This is a genomic window from Streptomyces sp. NPDC059201 (genome assembly GCF_042754585.1).
Lineage (GTDB): Bacteria > Actinomycetota > Actinomycetes > Streptomycetales > Streptomycetaceae > Streptomyces.
In genome coordinates this window covers 959,206-983,886 of sequence record NZ_JBHZBB010000001.1, presented here as the reverse complement: position 1 = coordinate 983,886, position 24,681 = coordinate 959,206, and the positions used below count along the sequence as shown (strand labels likewise).

At 73.4% G+C, this 24,681-nt stretch carries 19 protein-coding genes; 12 read left to right on the top strand and 7 right to left on the bottom strand.

Going from position 1 to position 24,681, the window contains the following annotated elements:
* Positions 1-11: 11 nt before the first annotated feature.
* Positions 12-2,096 (bottom strand): SpoIIE family protein phosphatase, encoded by a 2,085-nt coding sequence (locus tag ACFXMG_RS04345; RefSeq protein ID WP_383815150.1) that lies wholly within the window; start codon positions 2,094-2,096, stop codon positions 12-14.
* A gap of 194 nt (positions 2,097-2,290) precedes the next feature.
* Here ACFXMG_RS04345 and ACFXMG_RS04340 point away from each other — a divergent pair, with 194 nt between their 5' ends.
* Both ACFXMG_RS04340 and ACFXMG_RS04335 read left to right on the top strand, forming a co-directional pair.
* The gene (locus tag ACFXMG_RS04340; RefSeq protein WP_360321016.1) at positions 2,291-2,491 is read left to right on the top strand and encodes a hypothetical protein; all 201 of its coding nucleotides are present in this window, start codon (positions 2,291-2,293) and stop codon (positions 2,489-2,491) included.
* A 137-nt stretch (positions 2,492-2,628) separates the two neighbouring features.
* Positions 2,629-3,807, top strand: coding sequence for an acyl-CoA dehydrogenase family protein (locus ACFXMG_RS04335; RefSeq protein ID WP_383815152.1), 1,179 nt, complete (start codon positions 2,629-2,631; stop codon positions 3,805-3,807).
* A gap of 4 nt (positions 3,808-3,811) precedes the next feature.
* On the opposite strand, the gene ACFXMG_RS04330 is transcribed toward ACFXMG_RS04335, so the two are convergent.
* Together ACFXMG_RS04330 and ACFXMG_RS04325 are read right to left on the bottom strand one after the other, a co-directional pair.
* Positions 3,812-4,582 (bottom strand): hypothetical protein, encoded by a 771-nt coding sequence (locus tag ACFXMG_RS04330; protein ID WP_383815154.1) that lies wholly within the window; start codon positions 4,580-4,582, stop codon positions 3,812-3,814.
* Complete coding sequence (locus ACFXMG_RS04325) at positions 4,566-5,771, bottom strand: hypothetical protein (RefSeq protein ID WP_383815156.1); 1,206 nt, start codon at positions 5,769-5,771, stop codon at positions 4,566-4,568. The genes ACFXMG_RS04330 and ACFXMG_RS04325 overlap by 17 nt, the downstream gene beginning before the upstream one ends.
* Before the next feature lie 146 nt (positions 5,772-5,917).
* On the opposite strand from ACFXMG_RS04325, the gene ACFXMG_RS04320 reads away from it, so the two are divergent.
* The 4 genes from ACFXMG_RS04320 (at position 5,918) to ACFXMG_RS04305 (ending at position 12,555) form a co-directional block, all read left to right on the top strand.
* Entirely contained in the window at positions 5,918-7,267 is a 1,350-nt protein-coding gene (locus tag ACFXMG_RS04320; RefSeq protein ID WP_383815157.1) for a diacylglycerol/lipid kinase family protein, read from the top strand.
* Positions 7,264-8,967 (top strand): alpha/beta hydrolase, encoded by a 1,704-nt coding sequence (locus ACFXMG_RS04315; RefSeq protein ID WP_383815159.1) that lies wholly within the window; start codon positions 7,264-7,266, stop codon positions 8,965-8,967. Before ACFXMG_RS04320 ends, ACFXMG_RS04315 begins: the two co-directional genes overlap by 4 nt.
* Positions 8,968-9,087: 120 nt before the next feature.
* Positions 9,088-11,592 carry an ATP-dependent Clp protease ATP-binding subunit gene (locus ACFXMG_RS04310; RefSeq protein ID WP_383815160.1) on the top strand — a complete coding sequence of 835 codons (2,505 nt, stop codon included), beginning with the start codon at positions 9,088-9,090 and terminating at the stop codon, positions 11,590-11,592.
* A 54-nt stretch (positions 11,593-11,646) separates the two neighbouring features.
* The gene (locus tag ACFXMG_RS04305; RefSeq protein WP_383815162.1) at positions 11,647-12,555 is read left to right on the top strand and encodes an aldo/keto reductase; all 909 of its coding nucleotides are present in this window, start codon (positions 11,647-11,649) and stop codon (positions 12,553-12,555) included.
* Positions 12,556-12,587: 32 nt separating this feature from the next.
* Here ACFXMG_RS04305 and ACFXMG_RS04300 read toward each other — a convergent pair whose 3' ends face one another.
* On the bottom strand, positions 12,588-14,906 hold the full coding sequence (locus ACFXMG_RS04300; RefSeq protein ID WP_383815164.1) for an FdhF/YdeP family oxidoreductase: 2,319 nt from the start codon (positions 14,904-14,906) through the stop codon (positions 12,588-12,590).
* Positions 14,907-15,135: 229 nt separating this feature from the next.
* Here ACFXMG_RS04300 and ACFXMG_RS04295 point away from each other — a divergent pair, with 229 nt between their 5' ends.
* From ACFXMG_RS04295 to ACFXMG_RS04280, 4 genes are all read left to right on the top strand, one after another.
* Positions 15,136-16,194 carry a Dyp-type peroxidase gene (locus ACFXMG_RS04295; RefSeq protein ID WP_383815166.1) on the top strand — a complete coding sequence of 353 codons (1,059 nt, stop codon included), beginning with the start codon at positions 15,136-15,138 and terminating at the stop codon, positions 16,192-16,194.
* Positions 16,191-17,018, top strand: coding sequence for a family 1 encapsulin nanocompartment shell protein (locus ACFXMG_RS04290; protein WP_383815168.1), 828 nt, complete (start codon positions 16,191-16,193; stop codon positions 17,016-17,018). Before ACFXMG_RS04295 ends, ACFXMG_RS04290 begins: the two co-directional genes overlap by 4 nt.
* Positions 17,019-17,022: 4 nt before the next feature.
* Positions 17,023-17,655, top strand: a complete 633-nt coding sequence (locus ACFXMG_RS04285; protein ID WP_383815170.1) for a DUF1345 domain-containing protein — start codon at positions 17,023-17,025, stop codon at positions 17,653-17,655.
* Positions 17,656-17,764: 109 nt separating this feature from the next.
* Entirely contained in the window at positions 17,765-19,237 is a 1,473-nt protein-coding gene (locus ACFXMG_RS04280) for a phytoene desaturase family protein (protein ID WP_383815172.1), read from the top strand.
* 16 nt (positions 19,238-19,253) lie between these two features.
* On the opposite strand, the gene ACFXMG_RS04275 is transcribed toward ACFXMG_RS04280, so the two are convergent.
* Together ACFXMG_RS04275 and ACFXMG_RS04270 are read right to left on the bottom strand one after the other, a co-directional pair.
* Positions 19,254-20,405 carry a DNA gyrase subunit B gene (locus ACFXMG_RS04275; RefSeq protein ID WP_383815174.1) on the bottom strand — a complete coding sequence of 384 codons (1,152 nt, stop codon included), beginning with the start codon at positions 20,403-20,405 and terminating at the stop codon, positions 19,254-19,256.
* A gap of 232 nt (positions 20,406-20,637) precedes the next feature.
* Positions 20,638-21,528, bottom strand: coding sequence for a LysR family transcriptional regulator (locus ACFXMG_RS04270; RefSeq protein WP_383815176.1), 891 nt, complete (start codon positions 21,526-21,528; stop codon positions 20,638-20,640).
* A 95-nt stretch (positions 21,529-21,623) separates the two neighbouring features.
* Here ACFXMG_RS04270 and ACFXMG_RS04265 point away from each other — a divergent pair, with 95 nt between their 5' ends.
* Positions 21,624-21,989, top strand: a complete 366-nt coding sequence (locus tag ACFXMG_RS04265) for a YybH family protein (protein WP_383815178.1) — start codon at positions 21,624-21,626, stop codon at positions 21,987-21,989.
* A gap of 213 nt (positions 21,990-22,202) precedes the next feature.
* Here the strand turns inward: ACFXMG_RS04265 and ACFXMG_RS04260 are convergent, their stop codons facing one another.
* Positions 22,203-22,682, bottom strand: coding sequence for a GreA/GreB family elongation factor (locus ACFXMG_RS04260; RefSeq protein ID WP_383815179.1), 480 nt, complete (start codon positions 22,680-22,682; stop codon positions 22,203-22,205).
* Positions 22,683-22,908: 226 nt separating this feature from the next.
* Here ACFXMG_RS04260 and ACFXMG_RS04255 point away from each other — a divergent pair, with 226 nt between their 5' ends.
* A complete protein-coding gene (locus ACFXMG_RS04255) occupies positions 22,909-24,615 on the top strand; it encodes a hypothetical protein (protein ID WP_383815181.1) in 1,707 nt (568 codons plus the stop codon).
* Positions 24,616-24,681: the final 66 nt, after the last annotated feature.

The following is a 24,681-nucleotide window of genomic DNA, read 5'->3' as shown; positions in this document are numbered from 1 at the left end:
GCCCGCGCTCCTCAGCCGCCGGGGCCCGTCACGCCCACGCCCAGCGGCGCCGGACCGATCTCGCACCACACCGCTTTGCCCTCGCCCCGCGGCTCCACGCCCCAGCGCGAGGCCAGGGCGTCCATCAGGAGCAGCCCGCGGCCCGAGGTCGCCGCCTCGCCCGGGGTGCGCCGCCGGGGCCAGGCGCTCGACCGGTCCTGCACGGAGAGCCGCACGCGCCGCACCGGTTCGGGCAGCACCTCCAGGGTCAGCACCGCGCCGCCCTCGGTGTGTAGCAGCACGTTCACCAGCAGCTCGCCCGTCAACAGCTCGGTGTCGTCGGCGAGTTCCGGCATGCCCCAGTCGCGCAGCGCCTGCCCCACGGCCGCCCGCGCGTCCGAGAGGCCCTGCGGGTCGGCCTGGTGGATGTACTGGTGGATGCGCGGCGCCCGCTGTGTACCCGGGTCCGGACTCCGCCGCAGCACCAGCAGGGCCACGTCGTCCCCCGAGCCCCACCGCTCCCACAGGCGCTCCGACAGGTGGTCGGCCAGCGCCTCGGCCTGCGGCGGCCCGCTGCTCACCGCCTCCGACAGGGCGGCGAGCCCCGCCTCGATGTCGGTGCCCGGCTGCTCGACCAGCCCGTCCGTGCACAGCACCAGCGTCTCGCCCGGCACCAGGTCCAGCCGGGTCTCCGGGAACTCCTCCTCGCCGAACACGGTGGCCAGCCCCAGCGGCATCCCGCCGCGCAGCTTCGGCTGCCCCACCCGCCCGTCCGTGTGCCGGATCAGCGGCCCCAGGTGCCCGGCCCGTACCGCCCGCAGGGTGCCGTTCGCCAGGTCCACCTGGGCGTAGGTGCAGGTCGCGAAGCGGTTGGTGTCCAGCTCCGCGAGGAACCGGGAGGCCCGCGCGAGGACCGTCGAGGGGGCGTGGCCCTCGCCCGCGTACGCCCGTAGCGCGATCCGCAGCTGGCCCATGATCGCCGCCGCGTGGGTGTCGTGGCCCTGCACGTCGCCGACGACGATCCCGACCCGGCCGCGGGGCAGCGCGATCACGTCGTACCAGTCCCCGCCGACCTGCCGGCCGCTCCACGCCGCGTGATACCGGACCGCGATCTCCCCGCCGGAGATCTCCGGGATCCGGCGCGGCAGCATCGTCTCCTGGAGCCCGGTGGCCAGCTCCCTCTCCTCGTCGAAGAGGATCGCCCGCTGGAGCGACTGGGCGACGATCGCCGCGAGCCCGAGCGCCAGGTTCCGCTCGTCCGCCGTGAACGCGGTCCGCCCCCGGTAGAACAGCGCCATGCCGCCCAGCGAACGCGCCTGCGCCACCAGCGGCAGATAGCAGGCCGCCCGGAACGGCAGCCGCCCCAGATACGGCGCCAGCTCCGGGTAGTCCCGCCCCAGCGAGGCGAACGAGGACTCGAACCGCGGCCGGCCGCTCATCACCGCCTCCGCCAGCGGCAGCCCCCGGTCGAGCCGCCGCGTCCGCAGCCCGTCCAGCACGTCCAGGGAGTCGCCGCTCAGCGCGATCACGTTCAGCGAACCGTTCTCGACGAGACCGAGCGCCAGCCCGTCCGCCCCCAGCCGCGCGAGCCCGCCCGGCCCCGTCAGCGCCGCCGTCACGTCGTCCACCGTCACCGCCCGCGACAGCGCGTGCGTGGTCCGCTCGACGATGCTCGTCTGCATCTCGCGGCGCTTCTCCAGCTGCTGCACGAACGCCGCGTGCGACACCTCGGCCGTCGTGTCCCGCACCGCCCCCACGATCCGGTGCGCCCGCCCGTCCCCGTCCCGCAGGATCCGCGCCAGCACGTGCGTCCAATGGGGTGTCCCGTCCTCCTGCGGGATCGGGAAGTGCGCGCTGTACGAGGCGTCGCCGCCGGTCACCGCGGCCCGCACCACCTGGTCCAGGCGCGTGCGCTCCACCGGGTCGAGCCGTGTCACCAGGCTCGTCGGCCGCCCGTCGAAGTCGTCCGGGGCCATGCCGAAGACCAGCAGCCCGGACGCGTCGACATCGATGGTGCCCGTGTCGAGGTCCCAGTCGAAGCTGCCGGTCCGGTTCATGGCGAGCCACTCGGCGGGCCCGATCCCGCCGTTGTGCCCGTGCGGATCGTCATCGGTCATCCTCCCCATTGTCGAACCCGCACCCCGCCGACGCCATGCCTGCGACACGGCGTGGCGCACCGTCCCGCCGCCCGGCACGGGTCCCGGGCGGGGCGGCTCTGACGCGGGGCGGGGGCGCCCGGATGCGGCGCGGGGAGCCGGACACGAGAATGGCCAGTGCCGGGACCCACCCGCAGAAGCATGGAGGAGACGGCATGAACGCTGAGCCCGACGAGATGTCCCGGGGGGACGTACCGACACCCGACCGGCTGCTGCACGCCGGTTCCGAGGGCGAGTTCACGGCGGAGGACCTGGTGCTCGCCTCCGGCCGCGACGTGACGCCGGAGACCCTGGCCTGGGCCGAACGCAGGATGGCGGAGAAGGGCCGCGCCTCCCTGGACGAACTCCTTCCGTAGACGCCGTACGAGCGGGGGCCCGGGACCGGCGCGGCACGCGGCGCCGTCCCGGGCCTTCCGCATTTGTGGAACACGTTCTACCGTGACGCCCGTCGTGCCGAGGACGCCGACGCCGACAGCCGTCACGGGAGGCCGGGATGCACCTTCAGTACACGCCCGAACAGAACCGCCTGCGCGCCGAGCTGCGGGCCTACTTCGCGGAGCTCGTCCCCGAGGACGTGCACAGCCGCTACGGGGACCCGGCCGCCCAGAAGCGCTTCTACCGCGAGACGATCCGCCGCCTCGGCGCGGACGGCTGGCTCGGCGTCGGCTGGCCCGCCGAGTACGGCGGGCGCGGCCTCACGCCGATGGAGCAGTTCATCTTCTTCGACGAGGCCGCCCAGGCGGGCGTCCCGCTGCCGCTCATGGCGCTGAACACGGTCGGGCCGACGATCATGCAGTTCGGCACGGACGAGCAGAAGGCGTACTTCCTGCCCGGCATCCTCTCCGGCGAGCTCGACTTCGCCATCGGCTACAGCGAACCCGACGCCGGCACCGACCTCGCCGCCCTGAAGACCCGCGCGGTGCGGGACGGGGACACGTACGTCGTCAACGGGCAGAAGATCTGGACGACGAACGGCGACACCGCCGACTGGGTCTGGCTCGCCGTCCGCACCGACCCGGACGCGGCCCCCCACAAGGGCATCACCATGCTCCTCGTCCCCACCAGCGACCCCGGCTACTCGTGCACGGTGATCAACACCCTCGCCTCGCACGACACCACCGCCAGCTACTACGACGACGTCCGCGTCCCCGTCTCGCGCCGCGTCGGCGAGGAGAACAAGGGCTGGCGGCTCATCACCAACCAGCTCAACCACGAACGCGTCACCCTCGCCGCCCACGGCACCATGGCCATCCGTGCCCTCCACGACGTCCGCAGCTGGGCCGCCGACACCCTCCTCTCCGACGGCCGCCGCGTCATCGACCTCCCCTGGGTCCGCCGCTCCCTGGCCCGCACCCACACCCGCCTCGACGCGATGAAGCTCCTCAACTGGCAGATGGTGAATGCCGTCCACCACGGCACCCTCACCCCCCAGGACGCCTCCGCCGTCAAGGTGTACGGCTCCGAGGCCCGCCGCGACGCCTACGCCGCCCTCATGGAGATCGTCGGCGCGGCGGGCGCCCTCAAGGAGGGCTCGTCCGGCGCCGTCCTCCACGGCGAACTCGAACGCGGCTACCGCTCCGCCGTGATCTTCACCTTCGGCGGCGGCAACAACGAGATCCAGCGCGAGATCATCTCCTGGATCGGCCTGGGCATGCCCCGCGTCCGCCGCTGACCGGTCAGGCGGGCGGCACGAGATCGCCGGCGCTGACGGTGTACGTCAGCGGGGGGTAGACGAAGTCCGTCTCACCGTTCTCTCGCTTCCGCAGGCGGTAGAACGCGCGCCGCTGCTCCTCGTCGGCCGAGGTGAGGCGCGCGCCGTCCGGGAGGTACGGGTGGCCGTCGCGGAAACGGAGGACGGTCTTCGACGTCCGGAAGGTCAGGCCGAGCCATCGGTTCTCCGCCGCGCGGGCCGGCGCGTCCAGCACGATCTTGTGCCGGAGCCGCCGGTTCGACGCGACGGAGAACGCGACGACACCGTGGTGGGCGAGGGGGATCTCGAACCTCTCGCCGCCGGGCTCCTTCGATTCGAAGATCAGCTTCCTCGGCGGGCTCGCTTCGGGGTGTTCGTAGCAGGAGAAGACGGCGATGAAGGAATCCTCGGCCAGATCGAGGGCCTGGTCGGAATGGCCGCCCATGGTGGTGTAGGCGTTCGTGTAGGTCTCGATGAGGGCGTTGTCGAAGCCGAGGGGAAGGGCGGCGCGTTCTTGGATTTGCTCCGCCAGGCGGGCGTGCACGGGCCGGAAGCGCTGCGCCGGCGTGCCGTACTGCGTGGTCGTGCGGACGAGAGGGACGCCGCCCGCCGCGTCGATCCTGGTAAGGACAGCGCCTTTCCGGCCCTTTCCCACGTCCTCCAGGCGGGCCGACGCGGACAGTTCCGCGAAGGGATTCTCCTCGGCCGGCAGGGCGTAGGAGAGGATCTCGTCCGCGAGCCTAGAGGTGGGGGGCAACGTAGTCTCCCGTGTTCATGCTGAAGAGGAAATCGTCGCCGTAGTCGATGAAGGACGAGGTCCTGTTCTCCTCGGCGTACCGCCGGCGCAACTCGTCCATGCCGGTCTGCGTGGGCGGCTCCAGCCTCACCAGCTCTCCCGCCCTCTTGAGGAACGTCTGGCCGTCCTTGTGGACCGCTTCGGTGCTCGAACAGCGCACCACGTATCCCAGGCGGGTCGGGAGCAGATCGGCGTCCAGCGCCGAGGGCCGGATCTCGTGCGTGTACAGGCGATTGGTGGACAGCGGCATGAAGAACACGGAGCCGGGGTGGAGGGTCACGGTGAACTGCGCGGGGAGAGCGGCCCCTTCGTGTTCCTTCAGGCGGAAGTGGAGTCGGGTCAGACCGCTGACGCCCTTCACGCCGTGGTCGAAGGCGTCGTCGGCCAGGGGCTCCAGCCGGTCGAGCCCGTCGTAGAAGGTGCAGAAGGCCATCACGCCGTCGGCGGGCATGTCCTTCGTCTTGTCGGCATGGGCCGAGATCCTGGCCTTGGACTGCTTCCGCTCGGGCGTGGCAAGGGTGTTGTGGTAGATCTGGGCGAGTACGTGATTGAGCGGCGCGTGGTTCCGGAAGACCGTGGCCGCCTCGCGGTTCAGGGCCTCGACGATGTGCGTGTCGGTCGGGCGGAAGCCCTCGGTCGGGCCCGAGAGATTCGTGGAGCAGCGGAGCAGGCGGAAATGCAGGTCGTCGCCCTCTCGCGTGACGGGTGTCAGATAGATCCCGCTGCGATGGGCCGTCCCCGGCTTGTTCGACTCCGTCAGGGACTGGAACGCGTGCTCCGCGCGGATCCGCCCGAAGTGGTCCTCGCCGAGCCCGAAGAAGCGGTGGTAGTACACGCCGACGCCGTGCACACGGACGGGGACCCGGCCGAGGTCGATGGGGGTCCAGGACTCGTTGTCGCCGTGTGAAAGCTCCCGTACGACGAACACCCGCTCAGCCGCTCGCAGTTGACCGACGCTGATTCCGGAGAGGTCGCCGCATACGTAGACGGTCCGCCGCGCGAGATCGTGCGCACCGGACGCAAGATCCTCCGGCGTGATCGTGGCCCCGAGGAAATCCCTGATCACGGCGTGGTCGTGCAGCTCCGAAGGGGCGACCAAGGTGTGGCCCGCGTCCTCGATGCGGGCTTCTGTCAACTCCGTTGCGAACATCCGATCGATGCTCTCACGGGGCTCGACGGAGGAGCAACGGCGCCGCGTCATCCGTCTGGCCCTGCCGGGATGCCCGCCCGTGCGGGTGTGGGCAAGGCTGGTGCCTCGGACTGGGCTCGTGGGCGAGAGGGTCGGGTGAGGTGGCCATGGGCGGGACGCAGGGGACGGGCGCCGGCGCCGGAAGGGCCGCGCGGTTCCTCGCGCGGCTGGCCGTGCTGGCCGTGGTCGGGCTGCTGGTCGTGCTCGTGCTCGCGGTGGGCGAGGGCGGACTCGTGGTGGTCGCGGCCGGGCTCCTGGGGGTGATCCTCTGCGCGGTCGGCGTGTGGTGGTTCGTCGCGCACCGGGGCCTGCCGCGCCTGCTCGGGGGGCTTCTCGCGTTCCTCGCGCCCGTCGGTGTCGTCGTCCTCTTCGCGTTCGACGGCCTGTGGCTCACCGCGCTCGTCCTCGTCCTGTGCTGGGGCCTCGCGCTGACCTGCGCCCGGGCGGCGCTGCGCAGGTCACGGCCGGAGAAGCCGCAGGTGGCGACCGCCGCGACCCGGCCCCGTAAACCGGTCCTGATCATGAATCCGAAGTCCGGCGGCGGGAAGGTCGGCCGCTTCGGGCTGGTCGAGCGGGCCGAGGAGCTCGGGGCGCGGGTGATCCTGCTGGACCCGGACGCGCCGGCCGACGTCGCCGAGCTGGCCCGCCAGGCCGTGGCCGACGGCGCCGACCTGCTCGGCGTCGCGGGCGGCGACGGCACCCAGGCCCTGGTCGCGGCGGTCGCCGCCGAGCACGACCTGCCGTTCCTCGTCGTCTCCGCCGGCACCCGCAACCACTTCGCCATGGACCTCGGGCTCGACCGGAACGACCCCTCGACCTGCCTCGACGCCCTGAACGACGGGGAGGAACTGCGTATCGACCTCGGTGACGTCTCGGGGCGGGCGTTCGTCAACACCGTCTCCTTCGGGGTGTACGCCGACGTCGTGCAGCGGCCCGAGTACCGCGACGACAAGGCCGGAACGGCGCTCGACCTCATGCCGGACCTGCTGATCGGCGAGGGCGTGCGCCGGCTCGACTCCCTCGTCGACGGCGCCCCGCTCGACGACCAGCAGGCCCTGCTCGTCAGCAACAACCCGTACTTCTCGCCCGACGAGATCACCGGCGGCGGACGCCGCCCCCGCCTCGACGACGGGGAGCTCGGCGTGCTCGGCATCCGAGTGGAGGACGCGACGCAGGCGGCCGACCTGGCCGTGCGCGGCTCCCAGTCCACCGGCCTGACCGTCCTGAGCGCCCAGCGCGTCGAGGTGACCTCCGCCGACGAGGACGAGATCCCCGTGGCCGTCGACGGCGAGGCCCTCCGGATGCGCACCCCGGTCGTGTGCACCCTGCGCGCGGGCGCGCTGCGGGTCCAGGTGCCGCGCGACCGGCCGGGCGTCGTACCGCCCCCTCCGTCCGTCGACTGGCGGCGCGTCCTCGACCTCGCCTTCGCCCGTACGCACCGGACCACGCCCCGATGAATGACGCGGGCTCCGACGCCGAGCCCCCTGCCGGCCGGCGCCACCGCCTCAAGGTGCCCCGCCTCAGGGCGCTCCACGTCAACCTGCCCCACCTCAGCCTGCCCGGGGCCTGGGGTGCCCTCGCGCTGGCGTGTCTGTCGTTCACCCCGTCCCTCCTCCCGCGCGGGGGGATCCTCCAGGGGTTCATCTGCGGGATCCTCGCGGCGATCGGTTACGGGCTCGGCGTCGTCGGCGCGTGGATCTGGCGGGCCTTCGCCGACCGGGGTCCGCGTCCTGTGCGCCGCCGCTCCTGGGGGACCTTCCTCGTCGCCGGGGCGGTCCTGTTCGGCGTCGCCTTCGAACTCGGGCAGTACGGGCAGCACCGGATCCGGCGCCTGCTCGGCGTGACGGAGTACAGCCCGCTCTCCTGGGTGCTCTGCCCGCTCGTCGCGGGGCTGGTGTTCGGCCTGGTCCTGGCGGGCGGCCGTGGGGTGCGGTGGGTGTACCGCTGGGTGGCCGGCCGGCTGCGGCGCTGGATCGGCGCGCGGGCGGCGACGGCGGTCGGCGGCATCCTCGTGGCCGTCACCGGCGTCCTGGTCCTCAGCGGTCTGCTCCTCGACGGCGTGGTCGCGGCGGCGAACCAGGCGTTCTCGCTGCGCGACACCGAGACCGAGGAGGGCGTACGGCGTCCGGCGTCCGCCCTGCGCTCGGGTGGCCCCGGCTCGTTCGTACCGTGGGACTCGCTGGGCAGGAACGGGCGCACCTTCGTGGCCCGAGGGCCCTCGGCCGCCGAGATCGAGGGGTTCACCGGGCGCGCCGCCCGCGAGCCCGTCCGGTCGTACGCGGGACTCGACACGGCGGAGGACACGGAGGCCCGCGCCGCCCGCGCGGTGGCCGATCTGCGCCGGGCCGGGGGATTCGCGCGCCGGAACCTCCTCGTCGTGACGACGACCGGCAGCGGCTGGGTGGATCCCGCCGCGGTGGACAGCTTCGAGTACCTCACCGGGGGCGACGCCGCGACCGTGGCGCTCCAGTACTCGTACCTGCCCTCCTGGATGTCGTACCTCGTCGACCAGTCCAAGGCGCGCGAGGCGGGCCGCGAGCTGTTCGACGCGGTCTACGACGCCTGGTCGCGGCTCCCCGCCGACGGGCGTCCGCGCCTGTACGTGGCGGGCGAGAGCCTCGGCTCGTTCGGCGGGGAGACCGCCTTCAGCGGCGAGTACGACCTCCGCAACCGCACGGCGGGCACGCTCTTCGCGGGCCCGCCCCACTTCAACACGCTCTTCCGGCGGTTCAGCGACGGCCGGGAGCCCGGCAGCCCCGAGATCCAGCCCGTCTACAAGAACGGGCGCACCGTGCGCTTCGCCGCCGACGCCTCGGCGGCGATCCCGCCGCGGGACACGCCGTGGGAGGGCACGCGCGTGCTGTACCTGCTGCACGCCTCGGACCCGATCGTCTGGTGGGGCCCGCACCTCATGTACGACGAACCCGACTGGATCGGCGAGGCGCCCGGCGACGACGTCCTGGAGTCCATGATCTGGGTGCCGTTCGTGACGTTCTGGCAGGTCACGGCCGACCTCCCCTTCGCGACCGGGGTGCCGGACGGCCACGGCCACACCTACCGGGCCGAGTACGCCGACGGCTGGAACGCCGTCCTGCGCCCCGAAGGCGTCACCGGGCAGGACCTCGCGCGCCTGCGGGAGCTCATGACGCGCCGCTGAGGGCCGCCGTGCGGGTTCCACCGCGACCGCGACCGCTGCCGCCGGTGGTGTTCCGTTTGCGGAGCGCGGGCGGCGGGGTTTGAGTGTGGAGGACCCCCCACGCGCTTCTGGAGTGCAGACATGTCGATGGCGTTCGGTTCCCCCTTCGGCCCCTCCGACCCGTTCGGCGATCTGCTGAACCGCTTCTTCGGCATGTCGCCGGCGTCGTCACCGCCGGCCGTCCAGCGGGTGCCCATCGGGCGGCTCCTCACCGAGTCGTCCCGCGAACTCCTCAACACCGCCACCCGCAAGGCCGTCGAGGACGGCACCACCGACCTCGACACCGAGCACCTGCTGTGGGCCGCCACCCAGGTCGAACCCACCCGCAGGCTGCTCGCCCGCGCGGGCGTCGACCCCGGCGAGCTCGCCGGGCGGATCGCCAAGGTGCTGCCGCACGAGTCGGCCGAGCCCTCCGCGGAGCCGGGCCTCACCCCCGCCGCCAAGCGGACCCTCGCGCTGGCCCACGCCACCTCGCAGGCTTCCGGCGTCTCGTACATCGGCCCCGAGCACATCCTCGGCGCCCTCCTCGGCGACGCCGACTCCGGCGCCTCCCGCTTCCTGCGCGCCGAGGACCTCGACGTGTCCAAGCTGCGCGGCATGACCGACCAGGCCGCCCGCGGCGGCGACACCACCGCGCCCGCCGCCCCCAAGCAGCCCGCCACCACCCTCGACGAGTTCGGCCGCGACCTCACAGAGGAGGCGAAGGCAGGCAGGCTCGACCCGGTCGTCGGCCGCGCCGAGGAGATCGAGCAGACCATCGAGATCCTCTCCCGCCGCTCCAAGAACAACCCCGTCCTCATCGGCGAGCCCGGCGTCGGCAAGACCGCCATCGTCGAGGGCCTCGCCCAGCGGATCGTGGCCGGCGAGGTCCCCGACACCCTCAAGGACAAGCGGGTCGTCTCCCTCGACATGTCCGGCATGGTCGCCGGCGCCCAGTACCGCGGCCAGTTCGAGGAACGCCTCAAGAAGGTCATCGAGGACGTCCAGAAGTCCGAGGGCGCGATCATCCTCTTCATCGACGAACTGCACACCGTCGTCGGCGCCGGAGCCAGCGGCGAGAGCTCCATGGACGCCGGGAACATGCTCAAGCCCGCCCTCGCCCGCGGCGAGCTGCACGTCGTCGGCGCGACGACCATCGACGAGTACCGCAGGTACATCGAGAAGGACGCCGCGCTCGAACGCCGCTTCCAGCCCGTCCTCATCCCCGAGCCGACCGTCGAGGAGACCGTCCAGATCCTCGAAGGGCTCCGGGACGCGTACGAGGCCCACCACCAGGTCCGGTTCGCCGACGGCGCCCTCGCCGCGGCCGCCGAACTCTCCGACCGGTACATCAGCGACCGTTTCCTCCCCGACAAGGCCATCGACCTCATGGACCAGGCGGGCGCCCGCGTACGGCTCCGCAGCGCGGGCCGCTCCACCGAGGTGATCGGCCGCGAGGACCGGCTCGCGAAGCTGCGCCGCGAGAAGGACCAGGCCGTCGCCGCCGAGGAGTTCGACAAGGCCAAGGAGCTCAAGGAGGAGATCGCCGAGGCCGAGGGCGAGCTCGCCGGCATCGAGGAGCGCCGCGAGGGCGTCGTCTCCGTCACCGCCGCCGACATCGCCGAGATCGTCTCGCGCCGCACCGGCATCCCCGTCGCCCAGCTCACCACCAGCGAGAAGGAACGCCTGCTCAAGCTGGAGGAGGAGATGCACGCCCGGATCGTCGGCCAGGACGAGGCCGTCACCGCCGTCTCCGAGGCCGTCCGCCGCAACCGCGCCGGCATGGGCGACCCGGGCCGCCCCGTCGGCTCCTTCCTCTTCCTCGGCCCCACCGGCGTCGGCAAGACGGAACTCGCCAAGACCCTCGCCGAGCTGCTCTTCGGCGACGAGGACCGCATGATCCGCTTCGACATGAGCGAGTTCCAGGAGAAGCACACCGTCGCCCGGCTCGTCGGCGCCCCGCCCGGATACGTCGGCTACGAGGAGGCCGGCCAGCTCACCGAGAAGGTCCGCCGCCAGCCGTACAGCGTCGTCCTCTTCGACGAGGTCGAGAAGGCGCACCCCGACGTCTTCAACACGCTGCTCCAGATCCTGGACGACGGGCGCCTGACGGACGGTCAGGGTCGTACCGTCGACTTCCGCCACTGCGTCGTCATCATGACGTCCAACATCGGCGCCCACCGCATCCTCGCCCACGAGGGCGACGCGGCCGAGCTGAAGGACGAGTTGATGGAGGACCTGCGCGGGCGGTTCCTGCCCGAGTTCCTCAACCGCATCGACGACATCATCGTCTTCCACAGCCTCACCGAGAAGGACCTCACCGAGATCGTCGAGCACCTCCTCGACCGCAGCAAGCACCGCGTCCACGCCCAGGGCATGACCCTGGAGGTCACCGAGGCCGCCACGAAACTCCTCGTCGCCCACGGCTACCAGCCGGAGTTCGGCGCCCGCCCGCTGCGCCGCACCATCCAGACGGAGCTGGACAACCGCATCGCCTCCCTCCTCCTCGGCGGCGAGGCGGGCCCCGGCGACACCCTCGTCGCCGACGTCATCGACGACTCCCTCCACTGCACCGTCCGCAAGGGCGAGAGCGCCGACCAGGACTGACCGGGGCCTGGGCGGGGCCCCCGGGGTATCGTCGGGCCGATGAGGGGGAAACCGATGAGTTCCAGCAAGACGAACACTCCAGGGGCGACGGACACTTCGGGGACGACGAACACTCCGGGGACGACGGCCACGTTCTCCATCGGAGGCGAATTCCCGGTGCGGCGGCTCGGATTCGGCGCGATGCGCCTGCCGACCGCCCCCGGCCCGGTGCGGGACGCCTCCGTCGCTGTGGCCCGGCGCGCGGTCGGGCTGGGCGTCACCTTGATCGACACGGCGCACATGTACGGATGGGGCGCCAACGAGGAACTCCTCGCCGAGGCCCTGCACCCGTACGCGGACGGCCTGTTGGTCACCACGAAGGTCGGGGTCGTCCGGTCCGGACCCGATGGATGGGCGTACGACGCCCGGCCGGAGAGCCTGCGCGAACAGGTTGAGCAGGGCCTGCGCCGGCTGAGGACCGACCGCGTCGGCCTGCTCCAACTGCACCGGCTCGACCCGAAGGTGCCCGTCGCCGAACAGGTCGGCGCGCTCCGCGAACTCCAACTGGCAGGCAAGATCGGGCACATCGGCCTGTCCGAGGTCACCGCCGAGGAGCTCGCCGAGGCCCGGCGGACCGCCGAGATCGCGAGCGTGCAGAACCGCTACAACCTCTACGACCGCGAACACGAGGCAGTCCTGGACGCGTGCGAGGCCGCGGGCATCGCCTTCCTGCCCTGGCGCCCCGTCGCGGCGGACACGGCGGACGCCCGGGACGCCGTGGACGTGGTGGACTCCGTCGCCGCCGAACTCGGCGCCACGGCGCCCCAGGTGCTGCTCGCCTGGCTGCTCGCCCGCTCCCCGGTCGTCCTGCCGATCCCCGGAACCGCCTCGCTCGCCCACCTGGAGGAGAACGTCGCGGCGGCGAACCTCCGCCTCACCGACGCCCAGCGGCAGCGCCTCGACAGCGCGGTCACGCCTCGATAGGCGAGACCGACCGGGCCATCGAAAGGCCCTGTTCAGCCCGTCGGTTCGATCACGACCTTGAGGTGCTTCATGATCGGCTGGTCGCTCTGGGTGCTGTAGTCGCCCAGTGCGACCAGCACGTTCATCTCCGGCATGTAGCCCGCCGCGCAGCCGCGCGGGATGTCGTACGGGACCGCCAGATAGCCGTGCACGGAACGCCTGCTGCCGTCCCGCGCGGTGGCCGTGACGTCGACGGGGGCGAGCTCCGCGATGCCCCGCTCGCGCATGTCGGCGCGGTTCATGAAGACCAGGGTGCGCAGGCTCTTCACGCCCCGGTAGCGGTCGTCGTCGGAGTAGATCGTGGTGTTCCACTGGTCGTGCGAGCGCATCGTGCCCAGGGCCAGCGTGCCCGGCTCCGGGACGACGTCCGGCAGCGGCGCGGCGGAGAACTCGGCCTTCCCCGAGGGGGTGAGGAAGACCAGCTCCCGCGCGGGCTGCTTGATGCGGAAGCCGAGCGGCAGCCGCACCCGCCGGTTGAAGTCCTCGAAGCCGTCGAGGATCCGCGCCATGGTGTCCCGGATCCGGTCGTAGTCCTCCACGTACCAGGCCCACGGCGTCGCGCTCTCCGGGAGCGCGGCCCGTGCCAGGCCCGCCACGATCGCCGGCTCGGAGAGCAGGTGCGGTGACGCGGGCTTCTTCATGCCGCGCGACAGGTGCACCATGCTCATCGAGTCCTCGACCGAGGTGGCCTGCTCGCCCTTGCGCTGGTGGTCCTTCTCGGTGCGGCCCAGGCATGGCAGGATCAGCGCCCGGCGGCCGTGCACCACATGGCTGCGGTTGAGCTTGGTGCTGACCTGCACGGTCAGTTCGCAGTTCCGGAGCGCCTCGTACGTGACGGGGGTGTCGGGCGCGGCCAGCGCGAAGTTGCCGCCCATGCCGACGAAGACCTTCACGTCCCCGCGCCCCATGGCCTCGATGGTGCGCACGGTGTCGAGGCCGTGCGCGCGCGGCGGGTCGATCCCGCAGACCTCGGCGAGCCGGTCGAGGAACGGCGCGCGCGGCCGGTGGTCGATGCCGCAGGTGCGGTTGCCCTGGACGTTGCTGTGGCCGCGCACGGGGGAGGGGCCGGCGCCCTCGCGGCCCAGATTGCCGCGCAGCAGAAGGAGGTTGACGATCTCGCGGACCGTGTCGACGCCGTGCTCGTGCTGGGTGACGCCGAGGCACCAGCTGATGATCGAGCGGTCGGCCTCCCGGTACACCCGGGCGGCCTTGAGGACGTCCTCGCGGGGGAGTCCGGACTGGCGCTCGATCTCCTCCCACGGCGTTGCCTCGCACAGCGCCCGGTACTCCTCGAACCCGGCCGTGTGCCGTTCGATGAACTCCCGGTCCAGCGCCTTCGGATCGGACGCCGCCTGTTCGAGGACCGCCTTGGCCATCCCGCGCAGGAACGCCATGTCGCCGCCGATCCGCGGCTGGAGGTTGAGCGTGGACGTCCGGGTGGCGTGGAGGGTCGCCATGTCCTTGAAGTCGTGCGGGATGATCGCGCGGGTCGCGGCCGCCTCCACCAGCGGGTTGACGTGCACGATCTGCGCGCCGCGATCGTACGCCCCGGTCAGCGCCGTCAGCATGCGCGGCGCGTTCGAGGCCGCGTTGACGCCGAGGATGAACAGCGCGTCGGCGGTCTCCCAGTCGGCGAGGTCCACCGTGCCCTTCCCGGTGCCCAGGGAGGCCGTGAGGGCCCGGCCGCTGGCCTCGTGGCACATGTTGGAGCAGTCGGGGAGGTTGTTGGTGCCCAGCTCGCGAGCGAGCAACTGGTAAAGGAACGTTGCCTCGTTGCCGAGCCGGCCCGAGGTGTAGAAGGCCGCCCGGTTCGGGTCGTCCAGCTCGCGCAGGGTGCGGCCCACGAGCTCGAAGGCGTCCTTCCAGCTGATCGGCACGTAGTGGTCGGTGCCGGGGTCGTACGCCATCGGCTCGGTCAGCCGGCCCTCGTTCTCCAGGGCGTGGTCCGTCCACCCCGCCAGCTCGGTCACCGAGTGCGCGGCGAAGAACTCCCGGCCGACACGCTTGCGGGTCATCTCCCAGGTGACGTGCTTGATGCCGTTCTCGCAGATGTCCAGATGGAGGCCCTTGGTGTCGTCGGGCCACGCGCAGCCGGGACAGTCGAAGCCGGTGCGCTCGTGGTTCATCTTCATGATCGCCCGGGGCCCGTCCACGGGCAGGGCGCCCTCCCGGACCATGAACCGCGTCACGCTCTTGGCGGCGCCCCAGCCGGCGGCCGGGTGGTCGTACGGCCGCACCTCGGGCTCCCCGTCGGGGGCGGGGCCCACGCGGGGCTCCACGTCGTCCTGCTGCTTGGCTCGGTCGAGGCTCATGGGCCTGCCACCCTTCCGGCGCACACGGCGCGAAGGAACGCGTACGGCCCCCTCCCGGCAGGCTATGCCGGGCCTTGGACGACCGCCATTCGGCCGGGCGGAGGCTGGGTGGCAGCCCGGTGACGGGCTGCGGGCGGGGTCCGTCGTGGATACGCTGGCGCCGATTCGTACAGCTTGATCACTGATTGATCGTTATGTGTAGAAAGATCTCGCTCTCGACGGGAGTCGCATGGCCTTCCCCCAACCCGTCCTCGGCCCGCCCACCAAGGCCGCCCTCTTCCTCACCCTCACCGTCGTGCCCGGCCGCGAGACCGACGTACGCGAAGGGCTCCAGGACCTGTCCGGGCTCAGCCGCTCCGTCGCCTTCCGCGCCCGCGACGACGCCCTCGCCTGCGTCGCGGGGATCGCCTCCGACGCCTGGGACCGGCTCGTCGGCGGCCCCCGCCCCCGCGAGCTGCACCCCTTCACCCCGCTCCAGGGCCCCCGGCACCGGGCCCCCGCCACCCCCGGCGACCTCCTCCTCCACCTCCGGGCCCGGCGCGCCGACCTCTGCTTCGAGCTGGCCCGGGTGGTCCTGGACCGCTTCGGGGACGCCGTCACCGTCGTCGACGAGGTCCACGGCTTCACCTACTTCGACGACCGCGACCTCCTCGGCTTCGTCGACGGCAGCGAGAACCCCACCGGACCGGCCGCCGCAGGGGTCGTCCTCGTCGCCGACGAGGACCCCGCCTTCCGCGGCGGCAGCTACGTCGTCGTACAGAAGTACCTCCACGACCTGACCGCGTGGAACGCGCTGAGCACCGAGGAGCAGGAGCGCGTCATCGGCCGCTCCAAGGCCGACAACGTCGAGTTGCCCGACGACGTCCAGCCGCCCGACTCGCACGTCGCCCTCAACACCGTCGAGGACGAGGACGGCGAGGAGCGGCAGATCGTCCGCCAGAACATGCCGTTCGGACGGCTCGGCACCGGCGAGTTCGGCACCTACTTCATCGGGTACTCCCGCACCCCGGACGTCACCGAGCGGATGCTCCGCAACATGTTCCTCGGCGATCCGCCCGGCAACACCGACCGCATCCTCGACTTCTCCACCGCCGTCACCGGTGGCCTCTTCTTCGTCCCGGCCGCCGCCCTCCTCGACGACCTCCCCGCCCCCGGAGCGGCGGAGGACCCGCGGCCGGAGCCCGTACCCGAGCCCGCACTCATGCCCGTACCCGAGCCCGGCCCCGACGCCGTCCATGCCGGGTTCTCCCTGGGCATCGGCAGCCTGAAAGGAGTACCGGCGTCATGACCAGCCTCCCCGGCACGCCCGCCCCCACCACCAACCTCCACCGCGAGCTCGCCCCCATCACCCCCGCCGCCTGGGCCGAGATCGAGGAGGAGGCCCGCCGCACCTTCCGCCGCACCGTCGCCGGACGGCGCGTCGTCGACGTGCCCGACCCCGGCGGCGCCACCCTCGCCGCCGTCGGCACCGGCCACCTCACTGACCTCGCCGCACCCGCCGCCGGCGTCCGCGCCCGGCTGCGCGAGGCCCGCCCGCTGGTCGAGCTCCGCGTCCCCTTCACCGTCGACCGCTCCGCCGTCGACGACGTCGAACGCGGCGCGAAGGACTCCGACTGGCAGCCCGTCAAGGACGCCGCCCGCACCCTCGCCCTCGCCGAGGACCGCACCGTGTTCGACGGCTACGACGCCGCCGACGTCCGCGGCCTGCGCGCCGCCTCCTCCAACCCGACCGTCGCGCTCCCCGCCGAACCCAGCGACTACCCCGACGCCGTCAGCCGCGCCCTCACCGCGCTGCGCCTGGCCGGCGTCGACGGGCCGTACGCGCTCCTCCTCGGCGCCGACGAGTACCGGTCCGTCAGCGAGACCTCCGACCACGGCTACCCCATCGCCGCGCACCTCGGCCGCATGCTCGACGGCGCCCCCATCTGGGCCCCCGCCCTCAAGGGCGGCCTCGTCCTGTCCACCCGCGGCGGCGACTTCGAACTCCGCCTGGGCCAGGACGTCTGCATCGGCTACACCCGGCACGACGCCGACACCGTCGAGCTGTACCTCCACGAGACCCTGACCTACTTCACCTACACGGACGAGGCCGTGGTCGTGCTGGGCGCGTGACGCCGTGGCCACCTGGTCATGGCGGTACGCCGGTCCCCGGCTCGGCGGCGCGGCCGTGCTCGGCGCCGCCACCGGGGCCGTCACCGGCGCCCTGGCGGACACCGCCCTCGGCATCCTCGCGGGCATCGCGGTGGCCGAGACCGTCTTCGTCGTCACGGGCTGGATCGTGCTGTGGCCGATGGACGCGGCCACCACCCACCGCAACCTGAGACGCGAGGAGTTCCGCCCGGTAATCGAGGAACTCGCGGTCGTCACCGCCGCCCTCTGCGGACTGGTCGCCATCGTCGCCCTCCTCCTCGTCGACTCCGGCTACACCCGCACCGCCGCCGCGACCGCCCTGTGGGGCGTCTTCATGGCCTGGGCAGCCCTCCACCTCATGTACGCCACCCGGTATGCGTACCTCTACTACCGCCCACCCGAAGGCGGCATCGACTTCAACTCCGCCGACCGCCCCCGCTACATCGACTTCCTCTACTTCTCCTACAACCTAGGCATGACCTACCAGGTCTCCGACACCAACCTCTCCCACACCACCTTCCGCGCAGTAGTCCTCCGCCACTGCCTCCTGTCCTACCTCTTCGGCGCGAGCATCCTCGCCACCACGATCAACCTGGTGGCAGGCATCGTCACGGGCTGACGGCTGACGGCTGACGCGGACGGCCGACGCACGCGGGAGCCGGTGCACGCCAGGGCCCCCGCCACCCCCGGTGTGCGTGCGCCGCGCCCGCCCCGGCAGACTCGCCCCCATGAGCAGCACGCGCCCGCGCCCCGCCCGTACCGCCGGGTCCACACCGACCGCCGTCGTCGTCGGGGCGGGTCCGAACGGGCTCGCGGCCGGGGCGCTGCTTGCCGAGGCTGGGGTCGAGGTCACCGTTCTGGAGGGTGCCGGGACGATCGGTGGCGGCACGCGGACCGATGAGGCGATCCTGCCCGGGTTGCTGCACGACCACTGCTCGGCCGTCCATCCCCTGGCCGTCGCCTCGCCCGCGCTGCGCCACCTCCGCCTCGACCGGTACGGGCTGACGTGGCGGCTTCCCGAGATCGACTGCGTCCACCCGCTCGACGACGGCAGTGCGCCCGCCCTGTACCGCTCGGTCGCCGAGACCGCCGCGGGGCTCGGCGCCGACGCCGCCCGCTACCGGGCGCTGCTCGAACCCTCCGTACGCCGCTGGGAGGCGCTCGCCGGGGACGTCATGGGCCCGCTGCTGCGCGTGCCGGACCACCCGCTGCTGCTGGCCCGCTTCGGTCTGGCGACCGTCCTGCCCGCCGCCGCCCTCGCCCGGCTCTTCCGCACCCCGGGCGCACGCGCGCTCTGGGCGGGCGTCGCGGCGCACGCGTACCGCCCGCTGACGGACCCCTTCAGCTCGGCCATCGGGCTCGGCATCCTGACCGCCGGACACGCGGCGGGCTGGGCCGTCGCCGAGGGCGGCTCCCGCGCCATCACCGACGCGCTCGCGGGCGCGCTCCGCGCGCACGGCGGCCGGATCGAGACGGGCGTCAGGATCACCGACCGCGCCCAGCTGCCGCCCGCCGACCTCACCCTCCTCGACCTCGACCCGGCGCAGGTCGCCGCCGTGTACGGCGACCAACTGCCGTCCCGTACGGCCGCCGCGTACCGCCGCTTCCGGCGTGGCCCCGGCGCCTTCAAGGTCGACCTCGCCGTCGAGGGCGGCGTGCCCTGGCGCGCGGAGCCGGCCCGCCGCGCCGGCACGGTCCACCTCGGCGGCCCGCTCGCCGAGGTCGTCCGCGCCGAGCGGGACGTGACGGACGGCCGGATGCCGGAGCGCCCCTTCGTCCTGGTCGGCCAGCAGTACCTCGCCGACCCCTCCCGCTCCGTCGGCGACGTCCACCCCGTCTGGACGTACGCGCACGTGCCCCACGCCTACGAGGGCGACGCGACCGAAGCGATCCTCGCCCGGCTCGACCAGTTCGCCCCTGGCGTCCGCGACCGGATCGTCGGCATGCGCGTGACCCGCCCCGCCGACTTCGCCGCCGCCAACCCCAACTTCGCCGGCGGCGACATCCTCACCGGCGCCAAGACCGTGCCCCAGCTCGTCCTCGGCGCCCGCCCCGCCCTCGACCCGTACGCCACCGGCCTCCCCGGCGTCTACCTCTGCTCGGCCGCCACCCCACCCGGCCCCGGCGCCCACGGCATGTCCGGCGCGGGCGCCGCGGCGGCAGCCCTCCGCCACCTGGGCATCCGCCCGCCCTGGCGCTGAGGGGGTAGAGGGGGCATCACGCCACCAGGCCCCGGACGACCCGCGCGGCCCGCTCCGCATCGTTCTCCAGCCAAAGCAGGACGTGCTCCCGGACGGCCTGCTCGACACAGGCCCGGACGGCGTCGCCGCCGCCCAGCGTCGTGAGCGTGCTGCCCACGAACTCGGGTGCGTCCAGCCGGACGGACACCACCGCCGTGACGCCGGAGCGGGCCGCCTCGGGGGCGATCGCCGGGTCCGTCCCGGACAGCAGCCCGCACGCGCGCGCGTACGAGGTCACCGCGCCCGCCAGCCCCCTGCCGAAGCCCTCCAGATGCGTCCCGCCGTGCGGGGTGGCCCGCCCGTTGGCGTACCCGAGGACACGCCCCGGCCCCTCCGCCGTCCATACGAGGGCGACATCGAGGACACCCGCCATGCGCGGTGCGTCCGACGCGAAGGCGAGGACGTCCTGGGGCGGCGCGAGGGAGTGGGCGGCGGCGAGGGAGACGGCGAAGTCCCGTACGCCGTCCGTGCAGCGGTACCGCCGCACCGCGGGTCCGCCGGCGGGCCGCTCGTCGGTCAGGGTGACGTCCAGGCCCGGGTGGAGGAAGGCGAGTTCCCTGAGCCGCTCTCCCAGGAAGGCGAACGAGCAGTCCACCGTCTCGAAGATCTCGGGATCGGGGTGGAAGGTGAGCGTGGTGCCGGTACGGCCGCTGGGCCCGGCGAGGGCCGGCGGCGCGAGGGCGGTGCCCCGCTCGAACTCCCGCACCCAGCAACTGCCGCCGCGGTGCACCTCGGCCCTCATGCGGGCGGACAGGGCGTTCGCCACGGTGAGCTCCATGCCGCTGGACCAGGCCCGGAGCCTGTCCCGGCCGACGACGGGCCTCCCGGCGCGGAAGTGGAGGAGCCGGTCGTCCAGGCCGGGCCCCCCGTCGTCGGCGGACGCGCCGAAGGGGATCCCCGGCCCGTGGTCGGCGATCCGCACGCCGCCGTCGGCGGTCAGCGTCAGCTCGACCGTACGGCGCTCCTCCGCGGCCGTCTCGTTCACGGCGTGCTCGAAGACCCCGAGGACCATGCCGTGCAACCCGCGCGTGCCCGTCGATCCGGCGTACATCCCGGGCCGCCTCCGGATGGCCTCCAGCCCGTCCAGCACCTCGATCCGCGCGGCCTCGTACCGTACTTCTTCACGCATGGGGGAGCCCTCCCTGCCGAGGTCGGCCAACGACGTCCCACGCTACGGCAGTTGGAGCGAAAGCCCAGGTCGGAGCCGGTGTGGCGAAGACACGTGCGTCCTCCCGCCGACCTCCCGTCGGGCGGTCGGACCCGCCGGACGGCCGGCGGCCCGACACGCGTCCACACCCCCGCCCCGGCCCCTCACGACCCCTCCGGGAGCGACGCGCGGGTCGCCGATCGGACCGATCCCGTCACGGCGCGCCGGTCGCCCCGAACGCCTGGCGCGCGTGGACCAGGAACGCGCGGACGGCCGGTTGGTGGGTGGGCTTCCAGACCAGGGCGAGGAGGGCCGGGACGTCGGCGTCGGCGAGGGGGAGGGCGGTGAGGCGGTCGGTGTACGCCTCTGCCATCGACGCGCTGAGGACGGCGACGCCGAGGCCCCGCGCGGCGAGGTCCGCGAGGGCGTCGGCGGCGCCGGCCTCCAGGGCGACGGCGGGGTGGAGGTCCCGCGCGGCGCACGCCTGGTCGAGCACCGCGCGCAGCCCCGTGCCGGGCGGCATGCAGACGAGCGGGTGGGCCGCCAGCTCGTCGAGGGTGAGCTGTCCCCGGCCGGCCAGGGGGTGCCCGGCCGGGACGGCCGCGACGAGCCCTTCGCTGATGATCGTCAGCGCGTCGAGCCCGTCGGGGGTCGCTCCGGCGGCGCCGATGAGCGCCAGATCGAGGGTGCCGCCGCGCACGCCGTCGACGAGCCGCTCGGAGCTGTCCTCCTGGAGCAGGATCTCGACCCCGGGATGGGCCGCGTGGAAGGCGGCCAGCGCGTCGAAGAGCGGCGTGATGGTGCAGCCGACCACCATGCCGACCGTGAGCCGGCCGCGTACCAGGCCCGTCACCTCGTCCACCGCCCGGCCCACCGCCCCCGCCGACGCGAGCGCCGCGCGGGCGTGCGGGAGCGCGGCCTCGCCGGCGGCGGTGAGGGTGACCGTCCGGGCCGACCGGTCGAACAGCTCGGCCCCCAGCTCGTGTTCGAGCCGCCGGATCTGCGCGCTGACACCCGACTGGCTGATGTGCACCCGCTCGGCGGCCCGCGTGAAGTTCCGCTCCTCGGCGACCGCGACGAAGTACTCCAGCTGCCTCAAGTCCATGACTCAGAATTCTAGTAGGCAGCAGAACCATCTGTTGGACTTCTGATCGGCGGCCCGCGAGGCTGGAGGAACGGAAACCACGAGGGAGGAACCCGATGCCGGAGTACGAGAAGGCCATGCGCCCCGAGGACATCACCCGTCTCTTCGTCGAGCGGTCCAACGCGGGCGACGCGGCCGGCGTTGCCGCGCTCTACGCCGAGGACGCCGTGCTCGCCTACCCGCCGGGCGAACGGACGGTGGGACGGGAGGCGATCCGCGCCCTCTGGGCGAAGGTCCTGGCCCACCGCCCCCACTTCGAGCAGGAGCAGCCGCTGCCCACGCTGGTGAACGGCGACATCGCCCTCACCTCGACCCCGCCGAAGGACGGCGCAGGCGCCCGCGCCCAGGTCGTCAAACGCCAGCCCGACGGCAGCTGGCTGCGCATCCTCGACCAGCCGGAGTTCGTACCGCCGACCCGCTGACCCGCATCCGCCGGGCGGTACGCGTGGGGCACGCGCGCGTGGGCCCGTACGCGTGGGGCACGCGCGCGTGGGCCCGTACGCGTGGGGCACGCGCGCGTGGTTACGACGCGAAGATCACCCGGGAGATCACCCGGGAGATCACCCGGGAGATCACCCGGGAGATCACCACTGCGAGCACCGAGTCCCGGTCGGCGCCGGTGTCGGCGGAGCCGGTCAGTAGCCGCCCGCCGGCGCGCCGACCGAGAGGACGACGGCGGTCGTACGGCCCAGCGGCGTCGCGTACGAGACGCTGTCACCTGCCACATGCCCGAGCAAGGCCCGCCCCAGCGGACTGTCGGCGGTCACCAGGCCCGGATCGTCCGCGTCCGCCAGCTCGCCGATGTGCAGGGTCGACTCCGTGCCGTCGCCGAACCGCACCCCGACCGTGCTGCCCACACCGACCTTTCCGCCGGACGACGGGGTCCCGGCTTCCGACGCCTCCCGCAGCCGGCCCTCGATCTCCTCGATCTTCGCGTCCAGCCGCTCCGCCTCCGTGGCCCGCTGCAACTCGTCGGCCTGATCGGCCCGGTCGCCCGGCTCGTCGGCGTCGCCGAGCGTGGAGGCGACCTTCGCCCGCTCGGCGCGCAGCTCGGACAGTTCGCGGTTCAGCGCCGCGCGGGCGGCCTCGCTGATGGGCTCCGGTCCAGCGGTCATGACTGCTCCCGTCGTGCGGTGGCGGGGACGAAGGACGACGCTTCCCATTCCGACATCCCCGTGAAAGTCCGTCAAATCGCACGAAACCGCACGCGCCCGCCCGGCCCGGCCGCCGAAGCTCCCGGAAAACCCCTGGCGCCCCCGAGACCCAGGGCGTTAGCGTGCACGCGATGATCACTCACTCCTCACGCCGATGGGGGGTCCTCACCACGCACGGAACGCCCTGATGGGCGCGCCCGTGCGGGAGGACACCCGCCTTTCCCTCTGGCGGCGCGTGCGTGCCTACGCCGTTCCGCCCACCATGATCGAGACCGCCACCGCCCGCCGCCTGGCAGGCGACTGGGCCGGTGCCTGCGCCGCCGCAGGAGTCGACCTCGACCTGACGCCCCGGACCCTGGCCCGCACCCACGGCACCGAACTCGCCGCACGCGTGCGTGCCGACCTCCGCCGCCTCGCCCCCGACCTGCTCCGCTGGCACCTCCCGAGAACCGCCCCGGACGGCCTGCTCCGCCCCGGAACCACCGTCACCCTCGCCGTCTACGCCGACCACGAGCACCCCGCAGGCCACCCACCCCACCCGATCCACCTCGTGGCCCGCACCGCCCCCGCCTGGGCCGAAGCCGGACAGCGCATCTCCCTCACGCTCTGGCACGCCCCACCCACCGAAACGGCCCGCGCCAGGCGGAGCGCGTACGCCTCCATCGATTCGGCCCCGAACCACTTTGCCGGCAGGGACCCCGACCCGGAGAGCACGTACGCCGCTGCCGCCGCGCACCCCAGCCGGTGGAACGCGTACGCCCCCGCCGACACCCACCCCGACCGGTGGGGTGAGTACGCCCCCGCTCCCGCGCACCCCCGCCGGTGGAGTGCGTACGCGCCCACTCCCGCGCACCCCGACCGGTGGAACGCGTACGTCCCCGCCACCGCCGCGCACCCCCACCCGCACCCCAGTCGGCGCTTCCGGTTCGACCTCCACCGGCACCTGTGGGACGCCACGCGCGCAGACGAGCTCCGCACCCGATCCGGCGCCGACCGGCTGGCCGCCCTCCCGGCCACGCCCGACGACCCGCCCGGTCCCGGCTGGGCCGTGGACCGCTGGGCGGCCGAGGCCCGCCTCCTGCTCGCCGCCGAGGGCCGACCCCTCGGACCCGTTCTCGTACGCCTCGGAGCGCGGCACCGCATCCTCCTCACTCCCGAGCCGGACGGCGGAGCCCGTACCGAGCCAGTCCCGACAGTCAGGGGACGGTACGGGCAGGCGGGCGACCGGGCGGTCACCGAGGCGCTGCCCGTGCTCCCGGACGCGGCGACCTGGACCCCGCCCGACCTGGCACTCCTCCGCGCCGGGCTCGTCACCCCCGACGACCTGCACCCGCTCGTCGCCGAGGCGCTGGCACCCGACCACCGGCAGAGTGCCCGCCGGGCGATCCCGGAGGACAGCCCGCGGCTCATCGAATGCCAGGGAAGCACCCACCGCATCGGCCTCGTCGACGGCGTCCTCGCACCGCTCGACCACGACCCGGCCGAACTCCGCCACGAGGAACTCCTCGTCGCCCTCGCCGGGACACCGCTCCCCTGCCTGCGGGCCATCGACGAGGCCCACCGCAGGCCCGACTGCCTCACCGGCGTCCGCGAACGCCTCGCCCACGGCGACACCGCCGGGGCACTCGCCGTCGTCGAGGACCTCCTCGGCCCCGGCGCCGCCCTACGGGACGGCCCCCTGCGCCAGTCCCTCGAACGCGCCGCCGAACGGAAGATCCTGCACGGCCTCTACCGAGCGGGCCTCCGCGCCACCGGCCCCGAACAGGCAGCCGAACCCCCACCTCCACCCGTCCCGGACCAAGGCCGCCCCCGCCCCTCCCGCAGCCTCACGGCCCGCGCAGCCCGCCGCGCCTTTCCCAAGCGCACCCACCCCCGCCACGCCCAGCTCCGCTGACCCGACACACCGACCACCGGCGCCACTTCCGGCGCGCCGCCCTGGCGCGCCCGGCCACCCACATTC